The 18,495-nt window shown below is 35.7% G+C and carries 16 protein-coding genes; 3 read left to right on the top strand and 13 right to left on the bottom strand.

Features of this window, described 5'->3' with window-relative positions:
• Positions 1 to 39: 39 nt before the first annotated feature.
• The 3 genes from KO527_RS08945 to KO527_RS08935 form a co-directional block, all read right to left on the bottom strand.
• Positions 40 to 642: a 2OG-Fe(II) oxygenase gene (locus tag KO527_RS08945; protein WP_216040030.1), complete on the bottom strand. Its 603-nt coding sequence runs from the start codon at positions 640 to 642 to the stop codon at positions 40 to 42.
• A gap of 80 nt (positions 643 to 722) precedes the next feature.
• Complete coding sequence (locus KO527_RS08940) at positions 723 to 1,613, bottom strand: LysR family transcriptional regulator (RefSeq protein WP_216039969.1); 891 nt, start codon at positions 1,611 to 1,613, stop codon at positions 723 to 725.
• A 182-nt stretch (positions 1,614 to 1,795) separates the two neighbouring features.
• Entirely contained in the window at positions 1,796 to 3,322 is a 1,527-nt protein-coding gene (locus KO527_RS08935; protein ID WP_216039968.1) for a DUF3369 domain-containing protein, read from the bottom strand.
• Positions 3,323 to 3,574: 252 nt separating this feature from the next.
• On the opposite strand from KO527_RS08935, the gene KO527_RS08930 reads away from it, so the two are divergent.
• From KO527_RS08930 to KO527_RS08920, 3 genes are read left to right on the top strand one after another with little or no spacing between them, the layout of a single operon-like run.
• The gene (locus KO527_RS08930; RefSeq protein ID WP_216039967.1) at positions 3,575 to 5,314 is read left to right on the top strand and encodes a hypothetical protein; all 1,740 of its coding nucleotides are present in this window, start codon (positions 3,575 to 3,577) and stop codon (positions 5,312 to 5,314) included.
• Positions 5,314 to 5,634, top strand: a complete 321-nt coding sequence (locus KO527_RS08925) for a DUF2007 domain-containing protein (RefSeq protein ID WP_216039966.1) — start codon at positions 5,314 to 5,316, stop codon at positions 5,632 to 5,634. Before KO527_RS08930 ends, KO527_RS08925 begins: the two co-directional genes overlap by 1 nt.
• Before the next feature lie 48 nt (positions 5,635 to 5,682).
• Positions 5,683 to 6,273, top strand: coding sequence for a YjaG family protein (locus KO527_RS08920; RefSeq protein WP_216039965.1), 591 nt, complete (start codon positions 5,683 to 5,685; stop codon positions 6,271 to 6,273).
• Between the two features lie 53 nt (positions 6,274 to 6,326).
• Here KO527_RS08920 and KO527_RS08915 read toward each other — a convergent pair whose 3' ends face one another.
• From KO527_RS08915 to rpoD, 10 genes are all read right to left on the bottom strand, one after another.
• Entirely contained in the window at positions 6,327 to 7,133 is an 807-nt protein-coding gene (locus tag KO527_RS08915) for a DUF2797 domain-containing protein (RefSeq protein ID WP_216039964.1), read from the bottom strand.
• Between the two features lie 39 nt (positions 7,134 to 7,172).
• Positions 7,173 to 9,641 (bottom strand): EAL domain-containing protein, encoded by a 2,469-nt coding sequence (locus tag KO527_RS08910; protein WP_216039963.1) that lies wholly within the window; start codon positions 9,639 to 9,641, stop codon positions 7,173 to 7,175.
• A gap of 208 nt (positions 9,642 to 9,849) precedes the next feature.
• A complete protein-coding gene (purD, locus tag KO527_RS08905) occupies positions 9,850 to 11,136 on the bottom strand; it encodes a phosphoribosylamine--glycine ligase (protein WP_216039962.1) in 1,287 nt (428 codons plus the stop codon).
• A 14-nt stretch (positions 11,137 to 11,150) separates the two neighbouring features.
• Complete coding sequence (locus tag KO527_RS08900; protein ID WP_216040029.1) at positions 11,151 to 11,996, bottom strand: methyltransferase; 846 nt, start codon at positions 11,994 to 11,996, stop codon at positions 11,151 to 11,153.
• A gap of 175 nt (positions 11,997 to 12,171) precedes the next feature.
• Positions 12,172 to 13,776 carry a bifunctional phosphoribosylaminoimidazolecarboxamide formyltransferase/IMP cyclohydrolase gene (purH, locus tag KO527_RS08895; RefSeq protein WP_216039961.1) on the bottom strand — a complete coding sequence of 535 codons (1,605 nt, stop codon included), beginning with the start codon at positions 13,774 to 13,776 and terminating at the stop codon, positions 12,172 to 12,174.
• 102 nt (positions 13,777 to 13,878) lie between these two features.
• Positions 13,879 to 14,169 (bottom strand): DNA-binding transcriptional regulator Fis, encoded by a 291-nt coding sequence (gene fis, locus KO527_RS08890; RefSeq protein WP_042146997.1) that lies wholly within the window; start codon positions 14,167 to 14,169, stop codon positions 13,879 to 13,881.
• 17 nt (positions 14,170 to 14,186) lie between these two features.
• The gene (dusB, locus tag KO527_RS08885; RefSeq protein WP_042146999.1) at positions 14,187 to 15,149 is read right to left on the bottom strand and encodes a tRNA dihydrouridine synthase DusB; all 963 of its coding nucleotides are present in this window, start codon (positions 15,147 to 15,149) and stop codon (positions 14,187 to 14,189) included.
• 157 nt (positions 15,150 to 15,306) lie between these two features.
• Positions 15,307 to 15,576, bottom strand: a complete 270-nt coding sequence (locus tag KO527_RS08880; protein ID WP_216039960.1) for a hypothetical protein — start codon at positions 15,574 to 15,576, stop codon at positions 15,307 to 15,309.
• A gap of 87 nt (positions 15,577 to 15,663) precedes the next feature.
• Positions 15,664 to 16,542 carry a 50S ribosomal protein L11 methyltransferase gene (prmA, locus tag KO527_RS08875; RefSeq protein ID WP_216039959.1) on the bottom strand — a complete coding sequence of 293 codons (879 nt, stop codon included), beginning with the start codon at positions 16,540 to 16,542 and terminating at the stop codon, positions 15,664 to 15,666.
• 94 nt (positions 16,543 to 16,636) lie between these two features.
• Positions 16,637 to 18,469 carry an RNA polymerase sigma factor RpoD gene (gene rpoD, locus KO527_RS08870; RefSeq protein ID WP_216039958.1) on the bottom strand — a complete coding sequence of 611 codons (1,833 nt, stop codon included), beginning with the start codon at positions 18,467 to 18,469 and terminating at the stop codon, positions 16,637 to 16,639.
• Positions 18,470 to 18,495: the final 26 nt, after the last annotated feature.

Here is an 18,495-nt window from a genome sequence, read left to right as displayed (position 1 = left end):
AGTCTGAGAATAATTGACTTGCTAACTTACAGTTTTGTTTTATGACGATGGGTCTACGGTACCCGCTATCGAGTTGTTGGTTCTAAACCAACCCGCGATAGAGTAACGTACATCATCGGCTGCGAGCACTTCATGTGCAAAACGTTCGCTTTCAAATACTACTAGTGTGCCAGCTTTGGGGCTCACTCTTGCTATCACATCGTTTGAATTTTCCGCGTAAATTAACAATTCTCCACCTTTTGATGGTGTATTTAAATAACATACAGTCGAAAATACTCTGTTTGAACGACCTTTAAAAGCATCTAAATGTTTTTTGTAAAAATCACCGATTTCATACTTCGCAAAGTGACTTTCATAATCAAATAAGCCTAAATAAAAAGAACGATTTAAGCTTGTTCTTATGTGCTCCATCAGGCTCAGAAAGTTTTTTTGCTCAGGATTACAGCCATCAAGCCAAAAAGTTTTATCGGTTCTTATTTTTTTATCTGTTTTGAAATCTTGTTGGCGACCAATACCAGCTGGATTAAACTTTTCGGGGTGCTTTATACAGTCTTGATGTAGCTGTTTTATTAAATCATCAGGGATGGCATTTTCAATAACGCCATAGCCATCACAGTGAATCTTATCGAGTACAGTTTCAATAGTTTGGGAGAATTGGTTATTGTTGCTATCCACAAAGCGACCTAATAATGTTTATTTATAGGAGGCTAATTATACGTTAATTAAATTTTGGTTTCTGCATCTATATAGTTTAATAAATTTAATATGTCAGGATGTGTTTCTTTATCGCTAGCAACAGAAATAGCTAAAGTTAGGTCTTGAAATTGCTTTTCTGGTTTTATGATCACAAGTTCCGGGTTGTTTTCAATTTCATTAGTATGCTCTATACCTGCCAGTGCAACATGTTCAGCATCTTTTAAGTAACCAATTATTTGCTCAAATGTGCCTACTTTCATTGTGGGGAGCTTTTGCAATGATGCAGCCGTTTCTTGTAGCATTTTTTGAACTTGCAGATTTTTAGATAAACATCCAAGGATAGGGTAAGGAGTTAAAGTGCCTTTATCTATACAGGTATCTGAGCTCAGAGGGTGGTTCTTATTAACAAATAAAATGACTTGCTCAGGTAAATAAACTAAATGCTCTGTGATGGGTAAATTGTTGGGAATATGTTTTGAGCTATCTATTGTGATATCTAGCTCAGCAGAGGCTAGTTTATGGGATAATTCTTGGCTATTTTGTTGTTGAATTTCAATTTGAACGTCAGGAAATTTTTTCATGAAATTGTTACAAACAAATGGCGCAATAGATGCTGTGTTTTGTGTGATGCCAATTTTAATACGTGTTGTACTATTGTGATTGAATTGGTCTAATTCTTGTTTGAAATGAGAAAATTGATTTAAAGTATCTGTACAATATTGTAAAAAAAGTTCACCTGATTTAGTGATAGACACTGAACGCGTTGATCTTGTAACTAATTTACAATCGAGCTCTTGCTCTAATGTTTGAATGCTGCGAGTTAATGCTGAAGTGCTTAAATTACAATGCTCAGCTGCTTGTCTGAAATGACGAAATTTAGCTAGTGCCAAAAACTGTTCAAATTGTTCCAGTCTCACTTTATTTTCCTTTTATACTCATTAATTGAGAGCAAACTCCTGCTGCTAATATCAGCTTTATAAGCTGGTACCTCTCTATCTTAATAAAGTCTATAAGGTAATTGCAATAAAAATGAGCGCTAAAAGTGAATATATGGAAAAGTATTTAAGTATTTAGTGAAAAAAAAAATTTATAATGCTAATTAATCAGGAAAACTGTCTCTAATGGCAAGAAAAGCATCAAGATCATCAAGAAACAGATCTATCAATTTAGGATCAAAATGTTTGCCTCTTTCTTCTTTTAATAAGCCAATTATTTTCTCAAGTGGCCATGCTTTTTTATAACACCTATCACTACCTAAGGCATCAAATACATCGGCGAGTGCTGTAATTCTACCTGAAATATCAATATTTTCACCTTTGAGTCCTTGTGGATATCCAGAGCCATCCCATTTCTCGTGATGTTGATAAGCAAGTAGGGCGCCTTGCTGCAAAATTTCATTATTTGAATTTTTTAATATATCAAAACCTTGCTGAGCATGTGATTGCATGATGTCCCATTCATTAGCATCATGCTTTCCTGGTTTATTTAAAATCATATCAGGAATGGCAATTTTGCCAATATCATGTAGTGGTGAAGCAAATTTAATTATTTCAGCTTGATACGGGGTTAAACCATATTTAATGGCTAGCATATAGCTATAATTAGCTACACGCTTAACATGACTGCCTGTTTCTTTACTGCGTTTTTCAATTGCTTCTCCTAAAATATATGACAGCTCTTTTTGCGATTCTCTTACAGTTTCACGTAAACATAAATTATCGTAGGCAAGGGAAATATTGTTGGAGAAAAACTCTAATAATTGATGATCTGAAGGCTGTAGCTTTGATGATTTACTTACATACAGCATGGTTTCTAAGCCATCTTTAGTCGGAAAGTAACCAACAAATTGATTATCATTTTTTAACGATTCTTTTTTATTATGAGCGTTTACAAAAAGCTCTTTTATTTCTTCAGGTACTTCAGTGTTTTCATTGGTATCAGTAATTCCTGATGCAGCTAACAGTTTAAAATCCGAAGCGGGTTTTGATTGGGAGTTAACTGCTGCGGCACAATATATTTCATTATCTTCTAAGCCCATAACATCAGATACGTGATCTAAAATTGTTGAGGCAAACTGATTGACTGTATCGCATTGTAGAAAATGTGCAGAGGCATCTATAATTTTTTCAAGACTATGTTTGTGTTTTTCTATGGTTCTGATATCTCTATACGCTCTCAGTGCTGAGTATAATAAGGTTTTTAGCTTTATCGCGGTTAACTCTGTTTTGTTCTTGTAGTCATTAATATCATAATCACGAATAACAGACTCTTCAGGTGCCTCACCTGGCTGACCTGTTCTAAGTACTAATCTAACATCATGATTTTGCGCATCTTCTCTGATATATTTTATTAAATCTAATCCTGCATGGGTTGTTTCCATTACAACGTCAACTAAGCAAACCGCAACATTTTGCAGTTCCTTAATTTTTGTTTTTGCCTCAGCTGCCGAATAAGCATGATGAAAATGAAGTTTTTTACCTTCAAAATTAAATCCAGACAATACAAGTTTAGTTACCTGATGAATATCATCTTCATCATCAATAACTAAAATATCCCATTCATCTAAGTTATTAACTATAGGAGATTGAGTTTCTGGTGCATCATTAGCGAATAAAAAATCTGTCACAGAGTTAAGACCCTCTTTTACTTTAATTTAAGCGTAGTATAGAGATAATTTAAATAACAATTTTTTTGATGAAATCTTTAATTGTTTTTGTTATCAAAAAGTAAATTACTTAAATGTTCACTAAATGGAAGTGATCAGCTAAACTGATATAAATAAATACCTTAAGATTAATTCAGCTTGTATTAGTCTTTGTAAGTAAATGAATAATAGAGCAATCAATAATAATATAAAAAGCTCAAAGGGGATAAAAAAATGGTGGGTTCTCAAAGTAAGCAGCTACATGAATTACTGCAAGCTTTTACTTCTACATCTGCAGTTGATGTTTTTCAACCTATGGCAGAAAAATTAGAGTTACAGCCATCTGAGGCTAAAAGTGCACTCCTTAATGAAATATCAACTAAATATCCTTACATAGAGCAATCATCTACCCAACTGGTTGATTTATTAATTCCACAATTACAAGGTTTTATGTTATCAGCTTGCCAACAAGCTTTAGAGAAAGGCCATCAAGCTGCCATGGTTCAACAGCAATCTGATGAAGATGAGCAATTAAATAAGGCGATTCAGCAGTTAGCTGCTTTAACTAAAAAGCACTCAGTGCAATCAAAAGAGTTAGAGGCGTCTGAGCAGCTTAATATTAAACAAATTGAACAACTTAAAGCTTTGCAGAATGATAAGAAACTTAATGAAGATAAAAACTCTGAATTTAAAGAAGAATTGTCAAAACTGAAAATGGCGTTCGAAGATACTTCAGAAGAAAACTTAGCCATTAAAAAACAATTAGATGAATCTAAAGTTGAAATTGAAAAGTTTCAACATATTGTTGAGCAAACAGAGCATGCTTTAACAAAGCAAAAAGAACATAACGAGTTACAATCTACTAAGTTAAAAGAACTTATTACACAACGTAGTGAAGAGAATAGTTCTTTAGATGAAAAACTTGATCAACAAGCTCAAGAAGTGCATTTATTGAAAGATGAAAATAAAGCATTAGTTACTACTGATGAGCAAAAAACTAAAATCCTCTCAGATAAAACACAAGAAATAGCGACATTAAATAGCGAAATTGAAAGGTTTGATAGTACCGTTAAAGAAAAAGATTTAGTGATTGAGCGCCTGCAAAAGCTAGGTGACAGTTTAACCTCAAAAGAGCTGAATCTTGAACAAGAAAATAAAAAGCTTACCGAAGCGTTAAATGAGTCTCAAAAAGCATTGATGGGGTCCAACGATGAACTCTCAAATATAGCGCAAACGAACGCTACAATGAGTGAATCAAATAATAAGTATCAAAAAGAAAATACTCGCTTACTTGAAGAAATGGACTCACTAGAGCAAAGCTTAACAGTTACTAAAGACGAATTAGCAACATTAGAGCAAGGTTCAAAAAATAAAATAGAAACCTTAGAGCAAGGCACAAAAGCACAAATAAAAACCCTTGAAGAGCAATCTCAAGCTCAAAAAGAAACATTAGAACAAGAATCTAAAGCTAAAATGGACGAATTAGAGCAGCAATATCAAGTTAAGCTTGAGGAGTTAGAACAACAGACTACAAAGCTTAAAGAAAACGCTGAAGCTTCAACAACAAAAAATGAAGGGCGCTTTAATGATTTAAAGAAAGATCTCAGAGAAGAAGCTAAGCGTTTAGAAGCATCGTTACTTGAAGCACAAAATAACATTGCAGCTTTAGAGCAAGATAAGAAAGAGTTTATAGATCAAGTGTCCCAGCTAAAAGAGTTGGAACTTGAATACAAAGATGAAATTTTAAAAAGCCGTAGTAAGCTTGAAGTACAAGATAATGAATTAAACTTTGCAAAAGGTCGAAATTCAAGTATGCAATCTAGGCAAGAAACTGAAATACATCAAGCCAGAACGGCATATGAAAGTTTACGCTCTGAAAATTTAGAGTATATTCAAACAATTGAAAATTTAGAAGCTAAGGTCATGGAGTTTAAATTAAAATTTGAATATGCACAAAAGCAGTTGGTTAGCTAATGATATCAGCATTTGATTGGGTGGAGACTTACTCTGCTCAAAATGCCATAGAAGCAAATCTTTTAAAAGGTTTGCTAGAACTCAATTCAATTATGGTATTGCTAAAGGGGGAGTCACTGTCTGGAGCGCTTGGTGAGATCCCAATAGATCAAACAGAAGTTAAAATATTAGTTCCTCAGATAAAACAGCGCCAAGCACAAAAAATATTGCTAGAATACCAATCTAAGCAACAAGATTCTCAAGACTGGCAATGCGCAAACTGTGAAGAGTATAATGGTTGCGGATTCGAAGTGTGTTGGTCTTGTTCGATATCGAAATAAAAGCTTTAATTAATAAAGTAGCCACTCCCAATTATATGATGGAAATAAATGAAAAAGCCTAATAACTTTCAGCGTGTTCGTGAATTAAATTATATGCAAAAAGCAGTGTTAGCCGCTGCGTTATTAGAACGTATGTTACCAAATTATGCGCTATTTAGTGATGCTACAGAATTTGGTGATACTAAAATTTTTAGAAATGCGCTCAATTCAATTTGGGAAAAATTAGTTTTTCCAAAAAGTAAAATTAACTTAGAGCTATTAGTTGATAAAATAGAGCCCAATGTACCAGAAATAGAAGACTTTGATATGTTTGGTGTTTATCCTGCAATTGATACCGGTACTGCTTTATTAAGTATGCTAAATGGCATGATGATTGAAGATGAACTTGAATTTGTAAATATTAGTAAAATATCACAAGCTTCAGTTGCTAAATTAATAGAATATCAATTAGGTTCTGATAATTTAAGTGCTAACAATGAAGCGATTAGAGAACATCCTTTGATGAAATATGAAATTGAAGTTTTGTCTGAATTAATTGATTATGTAGAAAGTATGGGTCGTATAAGCTCAGATACAATTAAAGGTTTAAAAGCAAAATCGATTGCAGATGGTCAAACTAATATTGGTATCGAAATCTAATATTTATAAGAGTTAATAAGATAGTTGCTTATTAACTCTTATAAATTCAATTATTAAATATTTACTTCTATTTCATAAGCGCTAAATTTTCTGATATTAATTACGCCATTATCAAAAATTAAATACTGACCTTTAATGCCTTTTAAAACTCCGCTTACTTCTGGATTTTTATCAAAGTTAAATGAGCTTATTTTTGTTGGAAATTCTGATACTGGAAATTCAAGCTCTACGACCTCTTCATCTAATTGTGTAATTGCTGTCGCGCCATATAACTGCGCAAGTTCGTCAAGTTTAGCTTGAATTTGAGGAATTAACTCTGCTGCTTTTGCTTTTAAATCAATTTCTTCATTATTACCTTTAAGCATATTACGCCAATTTGTTTTATCACTGATAAACTCTGCTAAAGCTATCTCAACTAAACCTGATTGTTGGCGTGTTTGTACTGTAAATATAGGCAGCGCTTGTGTTGCGCCTTGGTCAACCCAGCGGGTAGGTACTTGACGGGTGATCCCAACTTTAAGGCCTGAGGTATTAGCTAAGTATACAGTGTGTGGGATCATACAGTTTTCTAAGCCCCACTGAGGCTCTCTACAAGTCCCTTGTTCGTGATGACATGTCTCTGGCTTCATCATACACATATCACAGCTAGCAAGCTTACGCATACATACAAAGCAATGCCCTTGCGAGTAACTCTTTTTTGTTTTTTTCTCGCAATTACTACAGAATATATTTCCTGTATGGGTCAAGGTGAGTTTTTTACCTATGAGTGGATTTAAATCTATCAATTGATCACCAACAGGTAGTTGGTATTCGATTGGTTTGACTAATGACGATTTTAATTTCGAAAGTGTGCCTTTCATCTTCTTATGCCCCTGACTAGTAAGAGGCATATAGTAGCTTTAATTACTTTTATAGTCAGCTAACCATTGCTGAAATTGTCCAAACTCTAATGGTTTAGAGTAATAGTAGCCTTGCCCAATATCACAGTGACAATTCATTAGGTTTTTTTCAATTTCTGCTGACTCTATTCCTTCAGCCACAACTTTAAGCTCTAAGCTTTTAGCCATATCGATAGTGGTTTTAACGATCGTTAAATTTCTTTTTGATTCAGCAAGATCTAAAATAAAACTTTTATCTATTTTTAATTCATTAAATGGTAATTGTGAAATATAAGCTAAAGATGAGTAGCCCGTCCCATAGTCATCTACCGATACTTGAATACCCATTTGAGATAGGTTTTTCATTAATTTACTCAAGTGATTAAAATCACTCACCATCACAGATTCTGTTAATTCAAAATTGAGTAAATTAGTAGGGAGCTTATATTGAGCTAAAATATCTTTTACTTTTGTTAAAAAGTCATGGTTGGCAACATCTCTGCCGCTAATATTGATTGATAAATTATGTTCAGTGTAATTTAAGTCAATTAAAAGGCTTAACTGTTGGCAGGCAGTATTGAGTACCCACATAGTTAATTCGTTTATGATGCCAGTATCTTCTGCTATGCGGATAAACATATCAGGTGGAATAAAGCCATGAACAGGATGCTGCCAGCGTAATAGCACCTCGGAGCCATGTATTGAAGTGTCAGCTAAATTAATTTGTGGTTGATGAAAAAGCTGTAACTCATTATTTTGAATTGCTTGTTGAAGTTCAGTTGCAAGTGTGAGCCTTTGCGCAATATTGTAAGTATCACTTGTTTGATAAAAGCTCATATTCAGTCCTTCTCGTTTGCTTTTATCTAATGCCTGAAAGGATTTTTTCAGCATAATAGCTGCCGTTTCACAGCTTTCATTTGCCGAATAAATACCAATTTTAGTTTGTAAATTTATAAAAAAACCACTGAGATTTATATCTTTTGAGAGTGAGTTTTGCAGTTGAGTGAGCTGTTTGATGAGCTCTTGTTCATTAATGAATCGTGAGGCGAGTATGGCAAGTACCCCATCTTTTGCTTTTGCAATTTTAATTTCTAAATTGTTTTTACGCTCAAAATATAAAAAATGACTGTCAGTATTTATGTGAAAATCGATATCATTAGCGACATGAGAGATCAGTGTTTGGCTTTCTTTATTGCTAATATAGGGTGCTATGGTATTAAAGCGAGATACTTCAATTAAACATACAGAAAATCGACGATCGTTATCTATTAGTTTTTGTATGGTTGTTTCTAAGAAACTAAAGTTTGGTAAATTTAGCTCATGATCATGAGTCGCGTTGTAGAATGCTAATTCTTTTTGGTGGCTCATTCGTTCGGCCAATGCCATTGCCATTAAAGTTACTTCAAATAATACACCGATTAAAAAAGCATGGCGGGCTAAAAATGAATACTCAATCACGCCTGTTAACATCATAGGTTGTATTGCCGCACCTATTATTAAAGGCAGCCAAGAAATAATATAAAATTTTGCCCAATGAAAGTTAATCGTGAGTTTTTTATAAATTAAAACAAAACTTAAAATATAAAATATAAATAACACAATAAAAAATATTTGTGCAGCTATGTATTCGGGGATCCATAACGATGCTATTCCCATCACAGTCATAAACAAAGTGTAATACATAGCAAGATTATAAAGTGTGTCTTTTTCTTTGTGATATCGAAGAAAGAAGATAGCAAATAGCAGGGTGAAAACAGCAATCAGATAATTAAGAGAAACAACTTGTTGCTGAAATAAGGTTTGTATTGATAGTGGCCAAATAAGATATCCAAACCCTAAAACAACGCCCATCAACATTAATACCGATATAATGTAGCTGATATAAATCAGATAAATGCAGTCTTTCATGCCAAAAAAAAGTACTAAGTTATATAAAGCTATCATTAACATGATGCCAATAAATATGCCCCATATAAGATAGATATCATTAGTTAACGTTAAATAATCGTGATATTCATAAATGCGAATTGGGGTTTTTGCAATGCCTGTTGTTTTTATTTTTATAAGTAATTTCACATCGCCTTTTGATGCAATATTAAATTCATATGAAGGGGTTTTTTTATCACTCAAATTTAAATCTAAATTCAAGTCCCCCATTAACTTTTCATTTAAAATATTTAGGTCCTGACCAATTTGCATAACGTGCAATACATCTAACATAGGGTTATCAAAATGGGCGACCAATGAATGAGGGGTATTAGCTTTATTGTTGAGCTTTATCTTTATCCAGTAAGTTTGTTGAATAAAACTCCAAGGTATATCAGTTAAAGCACCTTGACTAAATAAGTTTGGCTTTAGCAATAATTCCTGTGTCGTCAACTTATCTGTGGGGTCTAATAAAAAAGTGGTATTACTATGAATTGAATATGTTTTATCTATGGCTCTTTGTGTTGGGTCAGAAATGGCAGATACTAAAAATAATATTAACATTATTAAAATTGTTAATATAAAAAGACCATAAGTTTTTCTTTGAAAGTGCGCAGAAAGCATCAAGTAGTGAACACTAAATCATATTATATAAAGATATTAGCATTAGTTTGAATTATTTACTGTTTAAAAGTATTAATTAACTTTACAAAATATAAACACATGTAAAAGTAATAGGGACGAAAGCCCCTAATACTTTAATTTAATCGATTTAGCTTTGTTCGCGTTCAATTGCACGATAAGCGATGTCTGTACGATACTCAACACCTTTCCAATCAATTTCTTTCACTAGTTCATAGGCGCTTTGCTGTGCTTCAGTTACTGTGTTACCAAGTGCAGTTGCACATAAAACACGACCACCAGAAGTTACAACTTTACCATCTAATTCCTTAGTACCAGCATGAAAAACTTTAGTGCCAGCTGGGTATTCTACTTTAAGGCCTGAAATTTCATCGCCTTTAGGGTAAGACGCTGGGTAACCTGCTGCTGCCAATACAACGCCTACAGCAGCTCGCGTATCAAACTGAATTTCTGCTTGATCTAGCTCCACACGCTCAGCTGCAAGTAACAATTCAACTAAATCAGATTTTAAACGTAACATGATAGGTTGTGTTTCAGGGTCGCCAAAACGACAATTAAATTCGATAACTTTAGGTGTGCCATCAGCATCAATCATTAAACCAGCATATAGGAAACCAGTGTAGGGGTGACCTTCATCGTGCATGCCTTTCACTGTTGGAATGATAACTTCATTCATGATGCGTTGATGAATTTCATCAGTTACAACTGGTGCTGGAGAGTATGCACCCATACCACCTGTATTAGGACCTTTGTCTTCATTGTACGCACGTTTGTGATCTTGGCTTGTAGCAAATGGTAGTACATTTTTACCATCAACCATTACAATGAAAGAAGCTTCTTCACCTTCAAGAAATTCTTCAATTACAACTCTGCTGCCAGCTTCACCAAATGCATTACCTGCAAGCATATCTTTGATTGCATCTTGTGCTTCAACTTCTGTCATAGCAACAATAACGCCTTTACCAGCTGCTAAGCCATCAGCTTTAATTACAATCGGAGCACCATTTTCTTTTACATAAGCGATAGCAGGATCGATTTCTGTAAATGTTTGGTAATACCCAGTTGGAATATCATGACGTGCTAAGAAATCTTTTGTAAATGATTTGGAACCTTCCAGCTGTGCAGCTGCTTGAGTAGGCCCAAAGATAGCAAGTCCTTCTTCGCGGAATCTATCTACAACACCAATAACTAGAGGCGCTTCAGGTCCAACAATTGTAAGTTCAACTTTGTTTTCTTTAACAAAATTGATTAGCGCTTCAATATCTTCAACACCAATCGCAACATTTTTAAGTTTTGGTTCTAATGCAGTTCCTGCATTACCTGGTGCGACAAAAACGTTTTTTACTTCAGTTGATTGAGCGGCTTTAAATGCTAATGCATGTTCACGACCACCACTACCAATAACAAGTATGTTCATTTTTTTTTCCTAATTTAAGGTTTGGCTAAAGGTTTTATAAATTTTAAAGTCATGCGATCGCTTTCGCCTATCGCTAAATATTTATTTGTATCAGTTTCGCCTGATGCTAATCGCGGAGGTAACGTCCACACGCCTTTTGCATGATCAGCGGTATCTTTTGGATTAGCGTTAATCTCACTTTTTGCAACTAAGACAAAGCCTGCCTGTTGAGCTAAAGCTATCACCCAACTTTCTTTTACGTATCCTGAGCGTTTTGCTTTTGCTGAATGTCTTACTTCCGGTAAGCGGTGATCAACTAAACCTAATACACCACCAGGTTTTAAGGCTGCAAAAAAAGCTTTAAAGGCATTCTCAACACCTTCATTGTCCCTTTGCATATACCAATTATGTAAATTTCTAAAAGTGAGCACCATATCGGCGCTTTCTTCGGGGGCAATAGCGTGATGGCTGCCAGGATAAAACTCAGAAACTTTTACTCTACTGTAGGCTTGATCAGTTGCAAGTTTATTTTTGTAGTTTTGTAATGCACGTTGGTAGTATTTAACTTCAGAATCTGAAGGGAAGTTAGCGGCAAAGTAATTACCTTCTTCCTTTAATACTGGGGCGAGTATTTCAGAGTACCAACCAGAACCAGGCCAAATTTCAACAACGGTCATATTTGGCTGTAAGCCAAAAAAGGCTAAAGTTTCTTTTGGGTGTCGGTATTGATCTCTATTTTTATTTTGCTGCGAACGTAAATCGCTAGTAATAGAATCCGTTAAGAGGGTATTAATATCTGTAGATTTACATGCAGTTAAACTGGATGTAAAAGTTAGAATAAATGCAGTTTTTATTATAAGTGATGTTAATTTCATTTTTATCTCAAGATATAAAAATTTTGATAATTTTATTATTGTTATTAAGGACTCGAAAATAACAGAAAAAAAGCAAAGACCCCAATAAAACTTTATTTTTATAGCAAACAAAATTATATATGAAAATTTGTTTTGTTATAAAAACAAAAAAGCCGATATAAATCGGCTTTTTTTGTTGGTTTTAATGGCGGAAGTGACGCATGCCAGTAAATACCATAGCCATTCCTGCTTCGTCAGCTGCTGCGATGATTTCTTCATCACGAATTGAGCCACCAGGTTGGATAACCGCTGAAATACCTGCAGCTGCAGCTGCATCGATACCATCACGGAATGGGAAGAAGGCATCTGATGCCATTACAGACCCTTTAACTTCAAGGTTTTCATCAGCAGCTTTAATACCCGCTATTTTAGCTGAGTATACGCGGCTCATTTGGCCAGCGCCTACACCGATAGTCATACCGTCTTTAACATAGATAATGGCATTAGATTTAACAAATTTAGCTACTTTCCAGCTAAACATTAAATCTTTCATTTCTTCTTCTGTTGGTTGACGTTTAGAAACAACTGTTAACTCGCTAGTTTCTACCATGCCTGTATCGCGATCTTGAATTAAAACACCGCCGTTTACACGCTTGATATCAACGCCAGATGTTTTAGCTGACCATTCACCGCACTCTAATAGACGTACATTTTTCTTAGCTGCAACAATTTGTGCTGCCGCATCTGAAACTTTAGGTGCAATAATCACTTCAACAAATTGACGTGAAACAATTGCTTCAGCAGTGTCTGCATCTAATTCTTGGTTAAATGCGATGATGCCACCAAATGCAGATGTAGGATCAGTTTTAAAAGCACGTTCGTAAGCTTCTAAAATATTATCACCTTGTGCAACGCCACATGGGTTAGCATGTTTTACGATTACACATGCAGGTGTAGTGAATTCTTTAACACATTCAAGCGCTGAATCTGTATCTGCAATATTATTAAAAGATAAAGCTTTACCTTGTAATTGTTTTGCAGTTGCAACAGATGCTTCTTCAATGCCATTTTCTACGTAAAAAGCAGCGTCTTGGTGTGAGTTTTCACCGTAGCGCATATCTTGCTTTTTAGTAAACTGAAAATTAATTGTACGTGGGAATTTAGACTCTGGATCATTGTTATTTTCAGCAGTCTCATCAAGTACGTGTGCAGGTACTTTTGTGCCGAAGTAGTTTGCTATCATGCCATCGTATTGTGCAGTATGCTCAAATGCCGCAATCGCTAAATCAAAACGTGTTTGGTATGTAGTAGCACCGTCGTTTGCGTCCATATCCGCTAATACGCGGTCATAATCAGCAACATTAACTATGATAGTCACGTCCTTGTTATTTTTAGCTGCTGCACGCACCATAGTTGGTCCGCCAATATCGATATTCTCGATTGCATCTTCTAAAGAACAATTTTCATTTGCGACAGTTTGTGCAAATGGGTATAGGTTAACTACAACCATATCAATTGCTGAAATATCGTTTTCAGCCATTACTGCTTCATCTTGACCACGGCGAGCTAGGATACCACCATGAATTTTAGGGTGAAGCGTTTTTACACGACCGTCCATGATTTCTGGATGACCAGTATGGTTTGATACTTCAGTGACCGAGATGCCATTGTCAGCTAGTAGCTTACAAGTACCACCTGTAGAAAGTAGTTCAACACCTTTAGCCGAAAGAGCTCGAGCAAAATCAACAATACCGGTTTTATCTGAAACGCTTAATAATGCGCGACGTACTGGACGAAGAGTATCCATTGTAGTTTTATAACCTCTATAGTGGGGTAGATTAAGTTGTTATTTAAAAGAGTTAACAAAAAAGCACCCGAGGGTGCTTTTTATGCAGTTTAAACTGCGTATTTAGTTCATGCCGTACTTTTTAAGCTTCTTACGTAGCGTACCACGGTTGATGCCTAGTAAGATTGACGCACGCGTTTGATTACCACGTGTATATGTCATTACTTCTTCAAGTAGTGGCGCTTCTAGTTCAGAAAGAACAAGCTCATAAACGTCTTCAACGTCTTGACCATTAAGCTGCTTCAGGTAGTGATGAACAGCTTTTTTAACTGCGTCACGTAACGGTTGCGGTTTCTCTTGTGACTGGACATGAGCGTTTGTAATAAATGGAGAAGTCACATTTTGTTCGAACATTGTCTTGTTTCTCTTTCTTAAATTGCTTGAAAATAATTATTTAGTACCGAAACTTGCTCTTGAGCTGTCTCTAGGGCATTAAATACACGCCTAAACTGTCCTTCTTTATCATGGGTTTGCAAATACCAAGATACATGTTTTCGTGCGATGCGCACTCCCATTACTTCACCGTAAAACTGATGCAAATTAACTAAATGTTCCATTAAAATGCTTTCTACCTCAGCGATTTCTGGCTCAGGTAAAAACTCACCGGTTTTTAAGTAATGTGCAGTTTCCCTGAAAATCCAGGGTCTGCCTTGAGCTGCTCGACCTATCATGACGGCATCTGCTCCCGTGTAGTCCAATACCTGTTTTGCTTTTTCAGGAGATGTAATATCTCCATTAGCGACAATAGGTATGGACACTGAACGTTTTATATCCCTTATGGTGTCGTATTCTGCTTCACCTTTATACATACAGGCTTTTGTTCGACCATGCACGGCTAAAGATGCGATACCATTTCGTTCAGCTATCCTTGCGATTTCAATACCATTACGATTATCGGTATTCCAACCGGTACGAATTTTTAAAGTAACTGGAACATCAACAGCATCGACTACTGACTTTACAATTACTTCAACTAAATCCGGATATTGTAATAATGCTGAACCCGCAAGTTTTTTATTCACTTTTTTGGCTGGGCAACCCATGTTGATATCAACAATTTGGGCGCCATTAGCTACATTCAATTGTGCTGCCTGTGCCATTAATGTTGGATCAGAACCTGCAATTTGCACTGCGCGGATCCCTGATTCGCCACTATGGTCCATACGGTTCATAGATTTCTCTGTTTTCCATACTTTTGGATTTGACGATAACATTTCAGATACAGCTAGTCCTGCGCCTAAGCGTCGGCAAAGTTGTCTAAAAGGTCTGTCTGTCACACCGGCCATTGGCGCGACTATGACATTGTTTTCCAGTTTATAAGGGCCTATCTGCACTATGTTTTATGGCTCACCATTCAAGGGGCGCTAATTCTACTTTTTTTTCAGCAAAAATCAAAGGTTATATTTTGAACAAAAGTGCTTTTTTTTAATCTTTTTCTATTGACTTTCTATAAGCTCAAGGAAATTGATTTATTTTTGTGGTTAAGTAGCGTTAACTCAGTGAATTTAATGCTTGAGCTATAAACTCACCTAAGGTGTTTAGCCAGATATTTGAGTTTTGTTTGGGGTCTTTTTGTGTGGAAGGTGTTTTTTGCAGGCATTGATTTAATAACTCATCACCAGCGGAAGCGTTATTACTATCGACATCTTGAATTAACTGATGGCAATTTTTAGATTGCATTGTATTTTTTTGAGGCTGGCTTGCACATGCAGTTACAAAAAATAACACGGAGATAATAAATAATGCTTTAGTGAATTTCATTTAAGCCTTCTTTAAATTTAACATTAAAATAGAGTTAGCATTTTTTAATTAAATGCTAACTCTATATAGGCTTAAGAATATACTCGTTTACTTTTTTGTACCACTTACACGAACCCACTCGCCATCAATTTCAATTGGAGAGAGTTCACATAAAGGCTGGTAAACATCACATACTGATTGTGCTTGCTCTTCTAAAATGCCTGATAGCGCAAACTCAGCACCATTTTTACCTAAACCTAAAATAACTTGGTGCAGTTCACGAAGTGGTGCCGCAAGAATATTAGCAACAACAACATCTGCTTTAAACTCAGGTTGGTTTTCAGGTAAATAAACTTCTAATTGATCTCTTACACCATTGCGCTGTGCATTATCTAAGCTTGCCTCTAAGGCTTGTGGATCGATATCAATACCAATAACACGTTTTGCACCCAGTTTAATGGCTGCAATGCCTAAAATGCCTGAACCACAACCAAAATCAACGACAGTTTTATCTGTTAAGTCTAACGACTCTAACCATTTTAAACATAATGCAGTTGTAGAGTGTGTACCAGTGCCAAATGCTAAGCCCGGATCTAACATCACATTTACGGCTGTTGGATCGGGTACGTCTCTCCAGCTTGGGCAGATCCATAAACGTTCACCAAATTTAATTGGGTGAAAGTTTTCCATCCATTCACGTTCCCAGTCTTTATCTTCAAGCTGCTCAATTTTGTAGTTGAAGTTGTCTTTTAGTTCAGGCTTTTCTTGGAGGTACTCAATTACTTGCTGCATATCATGGCTAGCGTCAAAAAGGCCGATAATAGTTGTTTGTGCCCAAAAAATAACTTCACCTGGTTTAGGTTCATATACTGGGCTGTTATCTGAATCCATAAAGGTTACAGATGCACTACCTACTTCAACTAAGTAGTCGCTGATCACATCGGCTGTGGTTTTTGTAGCTGGTATACGAATTTGGATCCAAGCCATGGGATTATCCTCTTTATATATTTCATCAAAATTATTCATTAAAAAAGGCCGCTAAGCGACCTTTCTATTTTTTACATCAAAATCGCTGAGCGATTTAGCCTTTAGCGTCTAAGAAACTCTTAAGTAAATCAGAACGTGAAGGGTGACGTAGTTTACGTAAAGCTTTTGCTTCAATTTGACGTATACGCTCACGTGTTACATCAAACTGTTTGCCCACTTCTTCTAAAGTATGGTCAGTATTCATATCAATACCAAAACGCATTCTTAATACTTTAGCTTCACGTGCTGTTAAACCAGAAAGTACATCTAATGTTGCACCTTTTAGGCTTTCCATCGTCGCAGCATCAATTGGAGATTCAATTGTTGAATCTTCAATGAAGTCACCTAAGTGTGAATCTTCATCATCACCAATTGGTGTTTCCATTGAAATTGGCTCTTTAGCAATTTTTAATACCTTACGAATTTTATCTTCAGGCATTAACATGCGTTCTGCTAATTCTTCTGGGTTTGGCTCTCTACCCATTTCTTGTAACATTTGACGTGAGATACGGTTAAGTTTATTAATCGTTTCTATCATATGTACCGGAATACGGATTGTACGTGCCTGATCCGCAATTGAGCGAGTGATAGCTTGGCGTATCCACCATGTAGCATAAGTTGAGAATTTGTAACCACGACGGTATTCAAACTTATCAACAGCTTTCATTAAACCAATGTTACCTTCTTGGATTAAATCTAAGAATTGTAAACCACGGTTTGTGTATTTTTTAGCAATTGAAATTACAAGACGTAAGTTTGCTTCAACCATTTCTTTTTTAGCACGGCGCGCTTTCGCTTCACCAATACTCATACGACGGTTGATGTCTTTAATATTCGAAATTGATAAGCCACACGCTTGTTCAATAATATGTAATTTTTTAATACAACGACCAATGTCGCCTTCACATTCAGCTAGCTTATCAGAGTAAGATTCACCTAGTGCCACTTCAAATTTTAACCATGCATTGTTTGTTTCATTATTTACAAAATGCTTAACAAAAGTCTTTTTAGGCATTTTTGCATATTGAACAGCATGTTTCATAACAAGACGTTCTTGAACACGGACTTTGTCCATTGTTTCACGCATGTTATTAACTAAACGATCAAATTCTTTTGGAATTAATTTGAAAGTTTGGAATAATTCAGCAATTTCAGCAAAAGCAGCTTTAGTATCAGCATGGTCACGACCATTAACTTCAATTATTTCACGTGCTTTTGTATTTAAATCTCTTAGATTTTCAAAGTTTTCACGAGCAAGTTCAGGACAAGGGCCTGTATCAACTTCTTCCTCGTCTTCATCATCTTCACCGTCTTCATCTTTAAGCTCTTGATCGCTTAAAGCTGAACCGATATGAGTTGCTTGAATAGCAATTTCTTCTTCGTTTGGATCGATAAAGCCATTGATGATGTCGCTTAGGCGAATCTCTTCAGCTTCAAATTTATCCCAACGGTCTAAAAGGTATGTAATTGTTTCAGGGTATTCTGCAACAGAAATCTGAACTTGGTTGATACCGTCTTCGATACGTTTAGCGATTACAATTTCGCCTTCACGTGTCAGAAGTTCTACAGTCCCCATTTCACGCATATACATGCGAACAGGATCTGTTGTACGACCAATTTCTTTGTCTACCGTAGCAAGTGCGGCAGCAGCTGCTTCAGCAGCATCTTCATCAGTTGTTGTTTCTTGCATCATAAGTTCATCGGCGTCAGGTGCGCTTTCGCTAACCTTTATACCCATGTCATTAATCATACTGATGATATCTTCAACTTGATCTGAGTCGATGATGTCTTGTGGAAGGTGATCATTCACTTGTGCGAATGTCAAATAACCTTGTTCTTTACCTTTTTGTATGAGGAGTTTTAGCTGAGACTGAGGACTTTGCTCCATAGAGATTTTCTCTTCCACTTAGATAA

Source organism: Pseudoalteromonas sp. C2R02, from assembly GCF_018860845.1.
Classification (GTDB): Bacteria; Pseudomonadota; Gammaproteobacteria; order Enterobacterales; family Alteromonadaceae; genus Pseudoalteromonas.
Note: the sequence above shows the minus strand (reverse complement) of the source record. Positions and strands in the feature narration are given on the sequence as shown.